Source organism: Klebsiella sp. A-Nf5 (assembly GCF_002810545.1).
GTDB classification, from domain to species: Bacteria; Pseudomonadota; Gammaproteobacteria; order Enterobacterales; family Enterobacteriaceae; genus Klebsiella; species Klebsiella variicola.
Genome location: NZ_PIOG01000291.1, coordinates 24472 through 39612 on the forward strand (window position 1 = coordinate 24472; position 15141 = coordinate 39612).

The window sequence follows — 15141 nt, forward strand, 5'->3', positions numbered from 1 at the left end:
CCCCATGCTCCATACGCTCAGTGTTTCTCCCTGGCATGCCGATATCGCAGCAATGCTTCGCGTGATGGATCACGGCGACGATCTGTTATTGCTGTCTGATGGCGTCACGGCGGCCATCGCCGGCGGTCGCTTCCTTGAGATCCTGCAATCCGCCCCCATAACCCTCTATGTGCTGCAAGACGACGTTGACGCCCGCGGGTTGGCTGGTCAAATTGCGGACAGTGTCGGTAGGGTTAGCTATACTGATTTCGTCAGACTCACGGTAAAACATGCCGGTCAGTTGGCCTGGTGATGGCGGGATCGTTGTATATTTCTTGACACCTTTTCGGCACCGCCCTAAAATTCTGCGTCCTCATATTATATGAGGCGATTTATTACGTGTTTACGAAGCAAAAGCTAAAACCAGGAGCTATTTAATGGCAACAATTAACCAGCTGGTACGCAAACCACGCGCACGCAAAGTTGCAAAGAGCAACGTGCCTGCGCTGGAAGCCTGCCCGCAGAAACGTGGCGTATGTACTCGCGTATATACCACCACTCCTAAGAAACCGAACTCCGCACTGCGTAAAGTTTGCCGTGTGCGTCTGACTAACGGTTTCGAAGTCACCTCCTACATCGGTGGTGAAGGTCACAACCTGCAGGAGCACTCCGTGATCCTGATCCGTGGCGGTCGTGTTAAAGACCTTCCGGGTGTTCGTTACCACACCGTTCGTGGTGCGCTTGACTGCTCCGGCGTTAAAGACCGTAAGCAGGCTCGCTCCAAGTACGGCGTGAAGCGTCCTAAGGCTTAATGGTTCTCCGTTAAGTAAGGCCAAACTGATTTACCTTAATGTCATACTAAACTCTTAGAGTTTTGGACAATCCTGAATTAACAACGGAGTATTTCCATGCCACGTCGTCGCGTCATTGGTCAGCGTAAAATTCTGCCGGATCCGAAGTTCGGATCAGAACTGCTGGCTAAATTTGTCAATATCCTGATGGTAGATGGTAAAAAATCTACTGCAGAAGCAATCGTATACAGCGCGCTGGAGACCCTGGCTCAGCGCTCTGGTAAAAATGAACTGGAAGCTTTCGAAGTCGCTCTCGACAACGTGCGCCCGACTGTAGAAGTTAAGTCTCGCCGCGTTGGTGGTTCTACTTATCAGGTTCCAGTTGAAGTTCGTCCGGTTCGTCGTAATGCTCTGGCAATGCGTTGGATCGTTGAAGCTGCTCGTAAACGCGGTGATAAATCCATGGCTCTGCGCCTGGCGAACGAACTCACTGATGCTGCAGACAACAAAGGTACTGCAGTTAAGAAACGTGAAGACGTTCACCGTATGGCCGAAGCCAACAAGGCGTTCGCACACTACCGTTGGTAATCCCTTCGGAGTCATAGTCACCAGGCGGGCGCTTCAGATGAGTCGCCCGCTCTGGATAACTTAACTGAACGCCTAAAGAAATAAACGAGGAATCAAATGGCTCGTACAACACCCATCGCACGCTACCGTAACATCGGTATCAGTGCGCACATCGACGCCGGTAAAACCACTACTACCGAACGTATTCTGTTCTACACCGGTGTAAACCACAAAATCGGTGAAGTTCATGACGGCGCCGCTACCATGGACTGGATGGAGCAGGAGCAGGAACGTGGTATCACCATCACTTCCGCTGCGACTACTGCATTCTGGTCTGGTATGGCTAAGCAGTATGAACCGCACCGTGTAAACATCATCGACACCCCGGGGCACGTTGACTTCACTATCGAAGTAGAACGTTCCATGCGTGTTCTTGATGGTGCGGTAATGGTTTACTGCGCAGTTGGTGGTGTTCAGCCGCAGTCTGAAACCGTATGGCGTCAGGCAAACAAATATAAAGTTCCGCGCATTGCGTTCGTTAACAAAATGGACCGCATGGGTGCGAACTTCCTGAAAGTTGTTGGTCAGATCAAATCCCGTCTGGGCGCGAACCCGGTTCCGCTGCAGCTGGCGATTGGTGCTGAAGAAGGTTTCACCGGTGTTGTTGACCTGGTGAAAATGAAAGCCATCAACTGGAACGATGCCGACCAGGGCGTTACCTTCGAATACGAAGATATCCCGGCTGAAATGCAGGACCTGGCTGACGAATGGCACCAGAACCTGATCGAGTCCGCTGCGGAAGCTTCCGAAGAGCTGATGGAAAAATACCTGGGTGGTGAAGAACTGACTGAAGAAGAGATCAAAAAAGCTCTGCGTCAGCGCGTTCTGAACAACGAAATCATCCTGGTAACCTGCGGTTCTGCGTTCAAGAACAAAGGTGTTCAGGCGATGCTGGATGCGGTAATTGATTACCTGCCATCCCCGGTTGATGTTCCGGCAATCAACGGTATTCTGGACGACGGTAAAGATACCCCGGCTGAGCGTCACGCAAGCGACGAAGAGCCGTTCTCTGCACTGGCGTTCAAAATCGCTACCGACCCGTTTGTTGGTAACCTGACCTTCTTCCGTGTGTACTCCGGTGTGGTTAACTCTGGTGATACCGTACTGAACTCCGTGAAAGCTGCACGTGAGCGTTTCGGTCGTATCGTACAGATGCACGCTAACAAACGTGAAGAGATCAAAGAAGTTCGCGCGGGCGACATCGCTGCTGCTATCGGTCTGAAAGACGTAACCACTGGTGACACCCTGTGTGACCCGGATGCGCCGATCATTCTGGAGCGTATGGAATTCCCTGAGCCGGTAATCTCCATCGCCGTTGAGCCGAAAACCAAAGCTGACCAGGAAAAAATGGGTCTGGCTCTGGGTCGTCTGGCTAAAGAAGACCCGTCATTCCGCGTATGGACTGACGAAGAGTCTAACCAGACCATCATCGCCGGTATGGGTGAGCTGCACCTCGACATCATCGTTGACCGTATGAAGCGTGAATTCAACGTTGAAGCGAACGTCGGTAAACCTCAGGTTGCTTACCGTGAAGCGATTCGCGCGAAAGTTACCGATATCGAAGGTAAACACGCCAAGCAGTCTGGTGGTCGTGGTCAGTACGGTCACGTTGTGATCGACATGTACCCGCTGGAGCCGGGCTCTAACCCGAAAGGTTACGAGTTCATCAACGACATCAAAGGTGGTGTAATTCCTGGCGAATACATCCCGGCCGTTGATAAAGGCATCCAGGAACAGCTGAAAGCTGGTCCGCTGGCAGGTTACCCGGTAGTTGATATGGGTATCCGTCTGCACTTCGGTTCTTACCACGACGTTGACTCCTCTGAGCTGGCGTTTAAACTGGCTGCGTCTATTGCCTTTAAAGAAGGCTTTAAGAAAGCAAAACCAGTTCTGCTTGAGCCGATCATGAAGGTTGAAGTAGAAACTCCGGAAGAGAACACGGGTGATGTTATCGGTGACTTGAGCCGTCGTCGCGGTATGCTGCGCGGTCAGGAATCCGAAGTAACCGGCGTTAAGATCCACGCTGAAGTACCGCTGTCCGAAATGTTCGGTTATGCAACTCAGCTGCGTTCTCTGACCAAAGGTCGTGCATCATACACCATGGAATTCCTGAAGTATGATGATGCGCCGAACAACGTTGCTCAGGCCGTTATTGAAGCCCGTGGTAAATAATCCACAGGATTAAAACCTAAGTCCCGTGCTCTCTCCGGTGGGGAGAGCACTATAGTAAGGAATATAGCCGTGTCTAAAGAAAAATTTGAACGTACAAAACCGCACGTCAACGTTGGTACTATCGGCCACGTTGACCATGGTAAAACTACCCTGACTGCTGCCATCACTACCGTTCTGGCTAAAACCTACGGTGGTTCTGCTCGTGCATTCGACCAGATCGATAACGCGCCGGAAGAAAAAGCTCGTGGTATCACCATCAACACTTCTCACGTTGAATATGACACCCCGACTCGCCACTACGCGCACGTAGACTGCCCGGGCCACGCCGACTATGTTAAAAACATGATCACCGGTGCTGCGCAGATGGACGGCGCGATCCTGGTTGTTGCTGCGACTGACGGCCCGATGCCGCAGACTCGTGAGCACATCCTGCTGGGTCGTCAGGTAGGCGTTCCGTACATCATCGTGTTCCTGAACAAATGCGACATGGTTGATGACGAAGAGCTGCTGGAACTGGTTGAGATGGAAGTTCGTGAACTGCTGTCTCAGTACGATTTCCCGGGCGACGACACCCCGATCGTTCGTGGTTCTGCTCTGAAAGCGCTGGAAGGCGACGCAGAGTGGGAAGCGAAAATCATCGAACTGGCTGGCCACCTGGATACCTATATCCCGGAACCAGAGCGTGCGATTGACAAGCCGTTCCTGCTGCCGATCGAAGACGTATTCTCCATCTCCGGTCGTGGTACCGTTGTTACCGGTCGTGTAGAGCGCGGTATCATCAAAGTCGGTGAAGAAGTTGAAATCGTTGGTATCAAAGACACCGCGAAAACCACCTGTACTGGCGTTGAAATGTTCCGCAAACTGCTGGACGAAGGCCGTGCTGGTGAGAACGTTGGTGTTCTGCTGCGTGGTATCAAACGTGAAGAAATCGAACGTGGTCAGGTACTGGCTAAGCCGGGCAGCATCAAGCCGCACACCAAGTTCGAATCTGAAGTGTACATCCTGTCCAAAGACGAAGGCGGCCGTCATACTCCGTTCTTCAAAGGCTACCGTCCGCAGTTCTACTTCCGTACTACTGACGTGACTGGCACCATCGAACTGCCGGAAGGCGTAGAGATGGTTATGCCGGGCGACAACATCAAAATGGTTGTTACCCTGATCCACCCGATCGCGATGGACGACGGTCTGCGTTTCGCAATCCGTGAAGGCGGCCGTACCGTTGGCGCGGGCGTTGTAGCTAAAGTTCTGGGCTAATTCGTTAGCTTCGAATAAAAAGGGCGCTTCGGCGCCCTTTTTGCTGTGCGCAGTTCCGCGAAATAACGTGTACAACACACTATTCATAACGTGCGCTGCGGCGGATAATGCGCAAATGGTCTATTGTAATCATAACTATTCTCATTTAATATTTGTGCATAAATTGAACGGGAGTTTATATGTACGTTTGTTTGTGCAATGGCGTTAGCGATAAAAAAATTCGCCAGGTTGTTCGCCAGTTTCAACCGCAATCTTTTCAGCAATTACGTAAGTTTGTTCCCGTTGGAAATCAATGCGGTAAGTGTGTTCGAGCTGCACGTGAAGTGATGGAAGATGAATTAACCACCATGCCGGAATTCAAAGAAATCGCCTGAAGTCCGCGCTTCTCTTTTGACATCCCTATAGGCCGGACTACGCTTCAATAAGTGGAAGCGGAGGGACTATATAATGAAAGGTGATGTCAAAATCATAAGTTATCTCAATAAATTATTGGGAAATGAGCTGGTCGCAATCAATCAGTACTTTCTCCATGCGAGAATGTTCAAAAACTGGGGTCTGATGCGCCTCAACGATATTGAGTACCACGAATCAATTGATGAAATGAAGCACGCCGATAAGTACATCGAGCGTATTCTTTTCCTCGAAGGCATTCCTAATCTGCAGGATCTCGGCAAACTTGGCATCGGTGAAGATGTGGAAGAGATGCTGCAGTCAGATTTACGCCTGGAGCTGGAAGGCGCGCAAAACCTGCGTGAAGCGATCGCCTATGCCGACAGCGTACATGACTATGTCAGCCGCGATATGATGATTGAGATCCTGGCGGATGAAGAAGGCCATATCGACTGGCTGGAAACCGAACTCGATCTGATTGGCAAAATTGGCCTGCAGAATTACCTGCAGTCGCAGATCAAAGTGTCAGACTAATCAGCGTTTGCCACCCGCACCAGAAACCTGCTGCCGTCAGAAATGGCCCAAATGGCAGCGGGTTGTCCTTTTCCCATTTTCTGTTGCCGCCGCACCTGGGGGACAGACCCAATACCACCCACGTTATGCCGGCGAGCAATGACGCTACCAGCACCAGCTGCGGCAGCATTCGCCAGCCATGCCAGGCCCCGAGGGCGGCGAGATATTTTATATCGCCATAGCCTAATCCTTCATATCCACGGACCCTGCGGTATAGCCAATAAAGGGCGGCAAACGAGAGATAGCCAGCTATAGCTCCCCAGACAGCCTCGTTGAGCTGATGCGGCGCCAGACAGAGATAAAAAAGCAAGCCGCTCCACAGTAGGGGGCAGGTGAAGCGGTCTGGCAGCAAACCGTGACGCAGGTCCTGCTGGCATAATACTAGCGTCAATCCGCTATAACAGAGTAAGAAGGGGAGGGCGGCGAGCATAGGTTACCCCGCGATGAGCAATGAATATGGCTTCACTATGCTTATCGGCTCGGCGCAGGGCAAAATGCAATTTTCAAGAGTGGATGGCGCTTTGCGGATTTATTGGCAGCGTTACGGCGCTTGCACAGCGCACTATCGCGAAGACGCGCAAATCTCGGTGATGATTTTCTAAACAGCGCTTGCGTCGTGCCAGAATTTGCGTATAATGCGCGGGCCTGTCAAAGTTGACAGCCGGTTCGATATGAACCCTGATAGTGCTTTTTGCTATCAAACAATGTCCCCAATCGGGGGACTATGTAAGAACGGTTACACTCTCCCATCAATCGTAATGGGTATGAGGAGTAATCATTTCGTCTATAAAATAATTGGAGCTCTGGTCTCATGCAGAACCAAAGAATCCGTATCCGCCTTAAAGCGTTTGATCATCGTCTGATCGATCAATCAACCGCGGAAATCGTCGAGACTGCTAAGCGCACTGGTGCGCAAGTCCGTGGTCCGATCCCGCTGCCGACCCGCAAAGAGCGCTTTACCGTTCTGATCTCCCCGCACGTCAACAAAGACGCGCGTGATCAGTACGAGATTCGCACTCACAAGCGTCTGGTTGACATCGTTGAGCCAACTGAAAAAACCGTTGATGCTCTGATGCGTCTGGATCTGGCTGCCGGTGTAGACGTGCAGATCAGCCTGGGTTAATCAGGTCATCGAGCGATTGAGAGGTTGAAACAATGATTGGTTTAGTCGGTAAAAAAGTGGGCATGACCCGCATCTTCACTGAAGATGGCGTATCTATCCCAGTAACCGTAATCGAAGTTGAAGCAAACCGCGTTACTCAGGTTAAAGACCTGGCTAACGATGGCTACCGCGCAATCCAGGTTACCACCGGTGCTAAAAAAGCTAACCGTGTAACCAAGCCGGAAGCGGGTCACTTCGCTAAAGCTGGCGTTGAAGCTGGCCGTGGTCTGTGGGAATTCCGTCTTGCTGACGGCGAAGAATTCACCGTAGGTCAGAACATTAGCGTTGAACTGTTTGCTGACGTTAAAAAAGTTGACGTAACCGGTACCTCTAAAGGTAAAGGTTTTGCTGGTACCGTTAAGCGCTGGAACTTCCGTACCCAGGACGCTACTCACGGTAACTCCTTGTCTCACCGCGTTCCGGGTTCTATCGGTCAGAACCAGACTCCGGGCAAAGTGTTCAAAGGCAAGAAAATGGCAGGTCAGCTGGGTAATGAGCGTGTAACCGTTCAGAGCCTGGACGTAGTACGTGTTGACGCTGAGCGCAACCTGCTGCTGGTTAAAGGTGCTGTCCCGGGTGCTACCGGTAGCGACCTGATCGTTAAACCAGCTGTGAAGGCGTGAGGAGATAGCAATGGAATTAGTATTGAAAGACGCGCAGAGCGCGCTGACTGTTTCCGAAACTACCTTCGGTCGTGATTTCAACGAAGCGCTGGTTCACCAGGTTGTTGTTGCTTATGCAGCTGGTGCGCGTCAGGGCACTCGTGCTCAGAAGACTCGTGCTGAAATCACTGGCTCCGGTAAAAAACCGTGGCGCCAGAAAGGTACCGGCCGTGCGCGTTCTGGTTCTATCAAGAGCCCGATCTGGCGTTCCGGTGGCGTGACCTTCGCTGCTCGTCCGCAGGACCACAGTCAAAAAGTTAACAAGAAGATGTACCGCGGCGCGCTGAAAAGCATTCTGTCCGAACTGGTACGTCAGGATCGTCTGATCGTTGTCGAGAAGTTCTCTGTTGAAGCGCCGAAAACTAAGCTGCTGGCACAGAAACTGAAAGACATGGCTCTGGAAGATGTGCTGATCATCACCGGTGAGCTGGACGAGAACCTGTTCCTGGCCGCACGTAACCTGCACAAGGTTGACGTACGTGATGCGAACGGTATCGACCCGGTTAGCCTGATCGCCTTCGACAAAGTCGTAATGACTGCTGATGCTGTTAAGCAAGTTGAGGAGATGCTGGCATGATTCGTGAAGAACGTCTGCTGAAGGTGCTGCGCGCACCGCACGTTTCTGAAAAAGCGTCTACTGCGATGGAAAAAACAAACACCATCGTTCTCAAAGTTGCTAAAGACGCGACCAAAGCAGAAATCAAAGCTGCTGTGCAGAAACTGTTTGAAGTCGAAGTCGAAGTCGTTAACACCCTGGTTGTTAAAGGGAAAGTTAAACGTCACGGACAGCGTATCGGTCGTCGTAGCGACTGGAAAAAAGCTTACGTCACCCTGAAAGAAGGCCAGAATCTGGACTTCGTTGGCGGCGCTGAGTAAGTCGGAGGAGTAATACAATGGCAGTTGTTAAATGTAAACCGACATCTCCGGGTCGTCGCCACGTCGTTAAAGTGGTTAACCCAGAGCTGCACAAGGGCAAACCTTTTGCTCCGTTGCTGGAAAAAAACAGCAAATCCGGTGGTCGTAACAACAATGGCCGTATCACCACCCGTCATATCGGTGGTGGCCACAAGCAGGCTTACCGTATTGTTGACTTCAAACGCAACAAAGATGGTATCCCGGCAGTTGTTGAACGTCTTGAGTACGATCCGAACCGCTCCGCGAACATCGCGCTGGTTCTGTACAAAGACGGCGAGCGCCGTTACATCCTGGCCCCGAAAGGCCTGAAAGCTGGTGACCAGATTCAGTCTGGCGTTGATGCTGCAATCAAAGCAGGCAACACCCTGCCGATGCGCAATATCCCGGTTGGTTCTACCGTTCATAACGTAGAAATGAAACCAGGTAAAGGCGGTCAGCTGGCACGTTCCGCTGGTACTTACGTTCAGATCGTTGCTCGCGACGGTGCTTATGTCACCCTGCGTCTGCGTTCTGGTGAAATGCGTAAAGTCGAAGCAGACTGCCGCGCTACTCTGGGCGAAGTTGGCAATGCTGAGCATATGCTGCGCGTTCTGGGTAAAGCAGGTGCTGCACGCTGGCGTGGTGTTCGTCCTACCGTTCGCGGTACTGCGATGAACCCAGTAGACCACCCACATGGTGGTGGTGAAGGTCGTAACTTTGGTAAGCACCCGGTATCCCCGTGGGGCCTGCAGACCAAAGGTAAGAAGACCCGCAGCAACAAGCGTACTGATAAATTCATCGTACGTCGCCGTAGCAAATAATTTTAGAGGATAAGCCATGCCACGTTCTCTCAAGAAAGGTCCTTTTATTGACCTGCACTTGCTGAAGAAGGTAGAGAAAGCGGTGGAAAGCGGAGACAAGAAGCCCCTGCGCACTTGGTCCCGTCGTTCAACGATCTTTCCTAACATGATCGGTTTGACCATCGCTGTCCATAATGGTCGTCAGCACGTTCCAGTCTTTGTTTCCGACGAAATGGTTGGTCACAAACTGGGTGAATTCGCACCGACTCGTACTTATCGCGGCCACGCTGCTGATAAAAAAGCGAAGAAGAAATAAGGTAGGAGGAAGAGATGGAAACTTTAGCTCAACATCGCCATGCTCGTTCTTCTGCTCAGAAGGTTCGCCTCGTAGCTGACCTGATTCGCGGTAAGAAAGTGTCGCAGGCCCTGGATATTCTGACCTACACCAACAAAAAAGCTGCTGTACTGGTCAAGAAGGTACTGGAATCTGCCATTGCTAACGCTGAACACAACGATGGCGCTGACATTGATGATCTGAAAGTTGCGAAAATTTTCGTAGACGAAGGCCCGAGCATGAAGCGCATTATGCCGCGTGCTAAAGGTCGTGCAGATCGCATCCTGAAGCGCACCAGCCACATCACTGTGGTTGTGTCCGATCGCTGAGACTCTGGAGACTAGCAATGGGTCAGAAAGTACATCCTAATGGTATTCGCCTGGGTATTGTCAAACCATGGAACTCTACCTGGTTCGCGAACACCAAAGAATTCGCTGACAACCTGGACAGCGATTTTAAAGTACGTCAGTTCCTGACAAAAGAACTGGCTAAAGCGTCTGTATCTCGCATCGTTATCGAGCGTCCGGCTAAGAGCATCCGTGTGACCATTCACACTGCTCGCCCGGGTATCGTTATCGGTAAGAAAGGCGAAGACGTAGAAAAACTGCGCAAGGTCGTAGCGGATATCGCTGGCGTACCTGCACAGATCAATATTGCCGAAGTTCGTAAGCCTGAACTGGACGCTAAATTGGTTGCTGACAGCATCACTTCTCAGCTGGAACGTCGCGTTATGTTCCGTCGTGCGATGAAGCGTGCTGTACAGAACGCAATGCGTCTGGGCGCTAAAGGTATCAAAGTTGAAGTTAGCGGCCGTCTGGGCGGCGCGGAAATCGCACGTACCGAATGGTACCGTGAAGGTCGCGTACCGCTGCACACTCTGCGTGCTGACATCGACTACAACACCTCTGAAGCGCACACCACTTACGGTGTAATCGGCGTTAAGGTATGGATCTTCAAAGGTGAGATCCTGGGTGGTATGGCTGCTGTTGAACAACCGGAACCGGCTGCTCAACCTAAAAAGCAGCAGCGTAAAGGCCGTAAATAAGGAGCGTCGCTGATGTTACAACCAAAGCGTACAAAATTCCGTAAAGTGCACAAAGGCCGCAACCGTGGTCTGGCGCAGGGTACGGATGTTAGCTTCGGCACTTTCGGTCTGAAAGCTGTTGGCCGTGGTCGTCTGACTGCCCGTCAGATCGAAGCAGCACGTCGTGCTATGACCCGTGCAGTTAAGCGTCAAGGTAAGATCTGGATCCGTGTATTCCCGGACAAACCGATCACCGAGAAGCCGCTGGAAGTTCGTATGGGTAAAGGTAAAGGTAACGTGGAGTACTGGGTTGCCTTGATTCAGCCGGGTAAAGTCCTGTATGAAATGGACGGCGTACCGGAAGAGCTGGCCCGTGAAGCATTCGGCCTGGCAGCAGCGAAACTGCCGATCAAAACCACCTTTGTAACTAAGACGGTGATGTAATGAAAGCAAAAGAGCTGCGTGAAAAAAGCGTTGAAGAGCTGAACGCTGAGCTGCTGAACCTGCTGCGTGAGCAGTTCAACCTGCGTATGCAGGCTGCAAGTGGCCAGCTGCAACAGACTCATCTGCTGAAGCAAGTGCGTCGTGATGTTGCACGCGTTAAGACTTTACTGACTCAGAAGGCGGGTGCGTAATGACCGATAAAATCCGTACTCTGCAAGGTCGCGTAGTTAGCGACAAAATGGAGAAATCCATTGTTGTTGCTATCGAACGTATGGTGAAACACCCGGTATACGGCAAATTCATCAAACGTACGACCAAACTGCACGTACATGACGAGAACAACGAATGCGGTATCGGTGACGTGGTTGAAATCCGCGAATGCCGTCCGCTGTCCAAGACTAAGTCCTGGACGCTGGTTCGCGTTGTAGAGAAAGCGGTTCTGTAATAGAGTACGCATTCTCGATACGGATAAACGGCTCAGCGATGAGCCGTTTATTTTTTCTACCCATATCTGGTTTGTGGTGTTATAATGCCGCGCCCTCGATATGGGGCTTTTTAACGACCCTAATTTTCGGGTCTCAGTAGTAGTTGACATTAGCGGAGCACTAAAATGATCCAAGAACAGACTATGCTGAACGTCGCCGACAACTCCGGTGCACGTCGCGTAATGTGTATCAAGGTTCTGGGTGGCTCGCACCGTCGCTACGCAGGCGTAGGCGACATCATCAAGATCACCATCAAGGAAGCAATTCCGCGTGGTAAGGTCAAAAAAGGTGATGTGCTGAAGGCGGTAGTGGTGCGCACCAAGAAGGGTGTTCGTCGCCCGGACGGTTCTGTCATTCGCTTCGATGGTAATGCATGCGTTATTCTTAACAATAACAGCGAGCAGCCTATCGGTACGCGTATTTTTGGGCCGGTAACTCGTGAACTTCGTACCGAGAAGTTCATGAAAATTATCTCTCTGGCACCAGAAGTACTCTAAGGAGCGAATCATGGCAGCTAAAATCCGTCGTGATGACGAAGTTATCGTGTTAACCGGTAAAGATAAAGGTAAACGCGGTAAAGTAAAAAATGTCCTGTCTTCCGGCAAGGTCATTGTTGAAGGTATCAACCTGGTTAAGAAACATCAGAAGCCGGTTCCGGCCCTGAACCAACCAGGCGGCATCGTAGAGAAAGAAGCAGCTATTCAGATCTCTAACCTTGCTATCTTCAACGCGGCAACCGGCAAGGCTGACCGTGTAGGCTTTAGATTCGAAGACGGCAAAAAAGTCCGTTTCTTCAAGTCTAACAGCGAAACTATCAAGTAATTTGGAGTAGTACGATGGCGAAACTGCATGATTACTACAAAGACGAAGTAGTCGCTAAACTCATGACTGAGTTTAACTACAATTCTGTCATGCAAGTCCCTCGGGTCGAGAAGATCACCCTGAACATGGGTGTTGGTGAAGCGATCGCTGACAAGAAACTGCTGGATAACGCAGCAGCTGACCTGACAGCAATCTCCGGTCAAAAACCGCTGATCACCAAAGCACGCAAATCAGTTGCAGGCTTCAAAATCCGTCAGGGCTATCCGATCGGCTGTAAAGTAACTCTGCGCGGCGAGCGCATGTGGGAGTTCTTTGAGCGCCTGATCACTATTGCTGTACCGCGTATCCGTGACTTCCGTGGCTTGTCCGCTAAGTCTTTCGACGGTCGTGGTAACTACAGCATGGGTGTCCGTGAGCAGATCATCTTCCCAGAAATCGACTACGATAAAGTCGACCGCGTTCGTGGTTTGGATATTACCATTACCACTACTGCGAAATCTGATGAAGAAGGCCGCGCTCTGCTGGCTGCCTTTGACTTCCCGTTCCGCAAGTAAGGTAGGGTTACTTAATGGCTAAGCAATCAATGAAAGCACGCGAAGTAAAGCGCGTGGCTTTAGCTGATAAATTCTTCGCTAAACGCGCTGAACTGAAAGCTATCATCTCTGATGTGAACGCAACCGACGAAGATCGTTGGAACGCTGTTCTCAAGCTGCAGACTCTGCCGCGTGATTCCAGCCCGTCTCGTCAGCGTAATCGCTGCCGTCAAACAGGTCGTCCGCATGGTTTCCTGCGGAAGTTCGGGTTGAGCCGTATTAAGGTCCGTGAAGCCGCTATGCGCGGTGAAATCCCGGGTCTGAAAAAGGCTAGCTGGTAATTGTCACCAATTGAATCACGGGAGTAAAGACAGATGAGCATGCAAGATCCGATCGCGGATATGCTGACCCGTATCCGTAACGGTCAGGCCGCGAATAAAGCTGCGGTCACCATGCCTTCCTCCAAGCTGAAAGTGGCAATTGCCAACGTGCTGAAGGAAGAAGGCTTTATTGAAGATTTTAAAGTTGAAGGCGACATCAAGCCGGAACTGGAACTGACTCTTAAGTATTTCCAGGGTAAAGCTGTTGTAGAAAGCATTCAGCGTGTCAGCCGCCCAGGTCTGCGCATCTACAAACGTAAAGATGAGCTGCCGAAAGTTATGGCGGGTCTGGGTATCGCAGTTGTTTCTACCTCTAAAGGTGTTATGACTGATCGTGCAGCGCGCCAGGCTGGTCTTGGTGGCGAAATTATCTGCTACGTAGCCTAATCGGAGGAAAAAATGTCTCGTGTTGCTAAAGCACCGGTCGTTGTTCCTGCCGGCGTTGATGTTAAAGTCAACGGTCAGGTTATTACGATCAAAGGTAAAAATGGCGAGCTGACTCGTACTCTCAACGATGCTGTTGAAGTTAAACATGCAGATAATGCTCTGACCTTCGGTCCGCGTGATGGTTACGTAGACGGATGGGCTCAGGCTGGTACCGCGCGTGCCCTGCTGAACTCAATGGTTATCGGTGTTACCGAAGGCTTCACTAAAAAGCTTCAGCTGGTTGGTGTAGGCTATCGTGCAGCGGTTAAAGGGGATGTAGTAAACCTGGCTTTAGGTTTCTCTCATCCTGTTGAACACAAGCTGCCGGCCGGTATCACTGCAGAATGTCCGACTCAAACTGAAATCGTGCTGAAAGGCGCTGATAAGCAGGTGATCGGCCAGGTTGCAGCAGATCTGCGCGCCTACCGTCGTCCTGAGCCTTATAAAGGCAAGGGTGTTCGTTACGCCGACGAAGTCGTGCGTACCAAAGAGGCTAAGAAGAAGTAAGGTAACACTATGGATAAGAAATCTGCTCGTATCCGTCGTGCGACCCGCGCACGCCGCAAGCTCCAGGAGCTGGGTGCAACTCGCCTGGTGGTACATCGTACCCCGCGTCATATTTACGCACAGGTAATTGCTCCGAATGGTTCTGAAGTTCTGGTAGCTGCTTCTACTGTAGAAAAAGCTATCTCTGAACAACTGAAGTACACCGGTAACAAAGACGCGGCCGCAGCTGTGGGTAAAGCTGTTGCTGAACGCGCTCTGGAAAAAGGCATCAAAGATGTTTCCTTTGACCGTTCCGGGTTCCAATATCATGGTCGTGTCCAGGCACTGGCAGATGCTGCCCGTGAAGCTGGCCTTCAGTTCTAAGGTAGAGGTGTAAGATGGCTCACATCGAAAAACAAGCTGGCGAACTGCAGGAAAAGCTGATCGCGGTAAACCGCGTATCTAAAACCGTTAAAGGTGGTCGTATTTTCTCCTTCACAGCTCTGACTGTTGTTGGCGATGGTAACGGTCGCGTTGGTTTTGGTTACGGTAAAGCGCGTGAAGTTCCAGCAGCGATCCAGAAAGCGATGGAAAAAGCCCGTCGCAATATGATTAACGTCGCGCTGAACAACGGCACCCTGCAACACCCGGTTAAAGGTGTTCACACGGGTTCTCGTGTATTCATGCAGCCAGCTTCCGAAGGTACCGGTATCATCGCCGGTGGTGCAATGCGCGCCGTTCTGGAAGTTGCTGGGGTTCATAACGTTCTGGCTAAAGCATACGGTTCCACCAACCCGATCAACGTGGTTCGTGCAACTATTGATGGCCTGGAAAATATGAATTCTCCAGAAATGGTCGCTGCCAAGCGTGGTAAATCCGTTGAAGAAATTCTGGGGAAATAAA

The 15141-nt window shown here is 51.2% G+C and carries 28 protein-coding genes; 27 read left to right on the top strand and 1 reads right to left on the bottom strand.

Features of this window, described 5'->3' with window-relative positions:
- Window positions 1–4: 4 nt before the first annotated feature.
- From tusB to bfr, 7 genes are all read left to right on the top strand, one after another.
- The gene (tusB, locus tag CWM53_RS30070) at window positions 5–292 is read left to right on the top strand and encodes a sulfurtransferase complex subunit TusB (RefSeq protein ID WP_008807043.1); all 288 of its coding nucleotides are present in this window, start codon (window positions 5–7) and stop codon (window positions 290–292) included.
- Between the two features lie 124 nt (window positions 293–416).
- Window positions 417–791 (top strand): 30S ribosomal protein S12, encoded by a 375-nt coding sequence (gene rpsL, locus CWM53_RS30075; protein ID WP_002920115.1) that lies wholly within the window; start codon window positions 417–419, stop codon window positions 789–791.
- A 96-nt stretch (window positions 792–887) separates the two neighbouring features.
- Window positions 888–1358, top strand: a complete 471-nt coding sequence (rpsG, locus tag CWM53_RS30080) for a 30S ribosomal protein S7 (protein WP_008807044.1) — start codon at window positions 888–890, stop codon at window positions 1356–1358.
- A 96-nt stretch (window positions 1359–1454) separates the two neighbouring features.
- The gene (gene fusA, locus CWM53_RS30085; RefSeq protein WP_074387080.1) at window positions 1455–3569 is read left to right on the top strand and encodes an elongation factor G; all 2115 of its coding nucleotides are present in this window, start codon (window positions 1455–1457) and stop codon (window positions 3567–3569) included.
- A 69-nt stretch (window positions 3570–3638) separates the two neighbouring features.
- Window positions 3639–4823 (top strand): elongation factor Tu, encoded by a 1185-nt coding sequence (gene tuf / locus CWM53_RS30090; protein ID WP_012540432.1) that lies wholly within the window; start codon window positions 3639–3641, stop codon window positions 4821–4823.
- Between the two features lie 179 nt (window positions 4824–5002).
- Window positions 5003–5197, top strand: a complete 195-nt coding sequence (bfd, locus tag CWM53_RS30095; RefSeq protein ID WP_004152415.1) for a bacterioferritin-associated ferredoxin — start codon at window positions 5003–5005, stop codon at window positions 5195–5197.
- A gap of 73 nt (window positions 5198–5270) precedes the next feature.
- Window positions 5271–5747, top strand: coding sequence for a bacterioferritin (gene bfr / locus CWM53_RS30100; protein ID WP_004206792.1), 477 nt, complete (start codon window positions 5271–5273; stop codon window positions 5745–5747).
- Here the strand turns inward: bfr and CWM53_RS30105 are convergent.
- On the bottom strand, window positions 5731–6216 hold the full coding sequence (locus CWM53_RS30105) for a prepilin peptidase (RefSeq protein ID WP_074387081.1): 486 nt from the start codon (window positions 6214–6216) through the stop codon (window positions 5731–5733). The two genes, bfr and CWM53_RS30105, sit on opposite strands and share 17 nt — an antisense overlap.
- Before the next feature lie 13 nt (window positions 6217–6229).
- On the opposite strand from CWM53_RS30105, the gene CWM53_RS31570 reads away from it, so the two are divergent.
- The 20 genes from CWM53_RS31570 to rpsE all read left to right on the top strand — a co-directional run bounded on the left by CWM53_RS31570 (window position 6230) and on the right by rpsE (window position 15140).
- Window positions 6230–6388: a hypothetical protein gene (locus CWM53_RS31570; RefSeq protein ID WP_165785156.1), complete on the top strand. Its 159-nt coding sequence runs from the start codon at window positions 6230–6232 to the stop codon at window positions 6386–6388.
- Between the two features lie 209 nt (window positions 6389–6597).
- Entirely contained in the window at window positions 6598–6909 is a 312-nt protein-coding gene (gene rpsJ / locus CWM53_RS30110; RefSeq protein ID WP_001181005.1) for a 30S ribosomal protein S10, read from the top strand.
- A gap of 32 nt (window positions 6910–6941) precedes the next feature.
- Window positions 6942–7571 carry a 50S ribosomal protein L3 gene (rplC, locus tag CWM53_RS30115; RefSeq protein ID WP_002919796.1) on the top strand — a complete coding sequence of 210 codons (630 nt, stop codon included), beginning with the start codon at window positions 6942–6944 and terminating at the stop codon, window positions 7569–7571.
- 10 nt (window positions 7572–7581) lie between these two features.
- On the top strand, window positions 7582–8187 hold the full coding sequence (rplD, locus tag CWM53_RS30120; protein WP_002919794.1) for a 50S ribosomal protein L4: 606 nt from the start codon (window positions 7582–7584) through the stop codon (window positions 8185–8187).
- Window positions 8184–8486, top strand: coding sequence for a 50S ribosomal protein L23 (gene rplW / locus CWM53_RS30125; protein WP_000617546.1), 303 nt, complete (start codon window positions 8184–8186; stop codon window positions 8484–8486). Before rplD ends, rplW begins: the two co-directional genes overlap by 4 nt.
- 17 nt (window positions 8487–8503) lie before the next feature.
- Entirely contained in the window at window positions 8504–9325 is an 822-nt protein-coding gene (gene rplB / locus CWM53_RS30130; RefSeq protein ID WP_002919786.1) for a 50S ribosomal protein L2, read from the top strand.
- Window positions 9326–9341: 16 nt separating this feature from the next.
- Entirely contained in the window at window positions 9342–9620 is a 279-nt protein-coding gene (gene rpsS / locus CWM53_RS30135; RefSeq protein WP_001138115.1) for a 30S ribosomal protein S19, read from the top strand.
- Window positions 9621–9634: 14 nt separating this feature from the next.
- Window positions 9635–9967, top strand: a complete 333-nt coding sequence (gene rplV, locus CWM53_RS30140; protein WP_002919773.1) for a 50S ribosomal protein L22 — start codon at window positions 9635–9637, stop codon at window positions 9965–9967.
- 17 nt (window positions 9968–9984) lie between these two features.
- Complete coding sequence (rpsC, locus tag CWM53_RS30145; RefSeq protein ID WP_002919766.1) at window positions 9985–10683, top strand: 30S ribosomal protein S3; 699 nt, start codon at window positions 9985–9987, stop codon at window positions 10681–10683.
- A gap of 12 nt (window positions 10684–10695) precedes the next feature.
- Window positions 10696–11106: a 50S ribosomal protein L16 gene (rplP, locus tag CWM53_RS30150; RefSeq protein WP_002919759.1), complete on the top strand. Its 411-nt coding sequence runs from the start codon at window positions 10696–10698 to the stop codon at window positions 11104–11106.
- On the top strand, window positions 11106–11297 hold the full coding sequence (gene rpmC / locus CWM53_RS30155) for a 50S ribosomal protein L29 (protein WP_002919754.1): 192 nt from the start codon (window positions 11106–11108) through the stop codon (window positions 11295–11297). The genes rplP and rpmC overlap by 1 nt, the downstream gene beginning before the upstream one ends.
- Window positions 11297–11551, top strand: a complete 255-nt coding sequence (gene rpsQ, locus CWM53_RS30160) for a 30S ribosomal protein S17 (protein ID WP_004106347.1) — start codon at window positions 11297–11299, stop codon at window positions 11549–11551. Before rpmC ends, rpsQ begins: the two co-directional genes overlap by 1 nt.
- A 165-nt stretch (window positions 11552–11716) precedes the next feature.
- Window positions 11717–12088, top strand: coding sequence for a 50S ribosomal protein L14 (gene rplN / locus CWM53_RS30165; protein WP_002919748.1), 372 nt, complete (start codon window positions 11717–11719; stop codon window positions 12086–12088).
- A 10-nt stretch (window positions 12089–12098) separates the two neighbouring features.
- Entirely contained in the window at window positions 12099–12413 is a 315-nt protein-coding gene (gene rplX / locus CWM53_RS30170; protein ID WP_003031122.1) for a 50S ribosomal protein L24, read from the top strand.
- A 14-nt stretch (window positions 12414–12427) separates the two neighbouring features.
- The gene (rplE, locus tag CWM53_RS30175) at window positions 12428–12967 is read left to right on the top strand and encodes a 50S ribosomal protein L5 (RefSeq protein WP_003031123.1); all 540 of its coding nucleotides are present in this window, start codon (window positions 12428–12430) and stop codon (window positions 12965–12967) included.
- 14 nt (window positions 12968–12981) lie between these two features.
- The gene (rpsN, locus tag CWM53_RS30180) at window positions 12982–13287 is read left to right on the top strand and encodes a 30S ribosomal protein S14 (protein ID WP_002919667.1); all 306 of its coding nucleotides are present in this window, start codon (window positions 12982–12984) and stop codon (window positions 13285–13287) included.
- 33 nt (window positions 13288–13320) lie between these two features.
- Window positions 13321–13713, top strand: a complete 393-nt coding sequence (rpsH, locus tag CWM53_RS30185) for a 30S ribosomal protein S8 (RefSeq protein WP_008807048.1) — start codon at window positions 13321–13323, stop codon at window positions 13711–13713.
- Between the two features lie 12 nt (window positions 13714–13725).
- Window positions 13726–14259 (top strand): 50S ribosomal protein L6, encoded by a 534-nt coding sequence (rplF, locus tag CWM53_RS30190; protein WP_008807049.1) that lies wholly within the window; start codon window positions 13726–13728, stop codon window positions 14257–14259.
- 9 nt (window positions 14260–14268) lie between these two features.
- Window positions 14269–14622, top strand: coding sequence for a 50S ribosomal protein L18 (gene rplR / locus CWM53_RS30195; RefSeq protein ID WP_006817270.1), 354 nt, complete (start codon window positions 14269–14271; stop codon window positions 14620–14622).
- Between the two features lie 14 nt (window positions 14623–14636).
- Window positions 14637–15140 carry a 30S ribosomal protein S5 gene (gene rpsE, locus CWM53_RS30200; protein ID WP_000940121.1) on the top strand — a complete coding sequence of 168 codons (504 nt, stop codon included), beginning with the start codon at window positions 14637–14639 and terminating at the stop codon, window positions 15138–15140.
- Window position 15141: the final 1 nt, after the last annotated feature.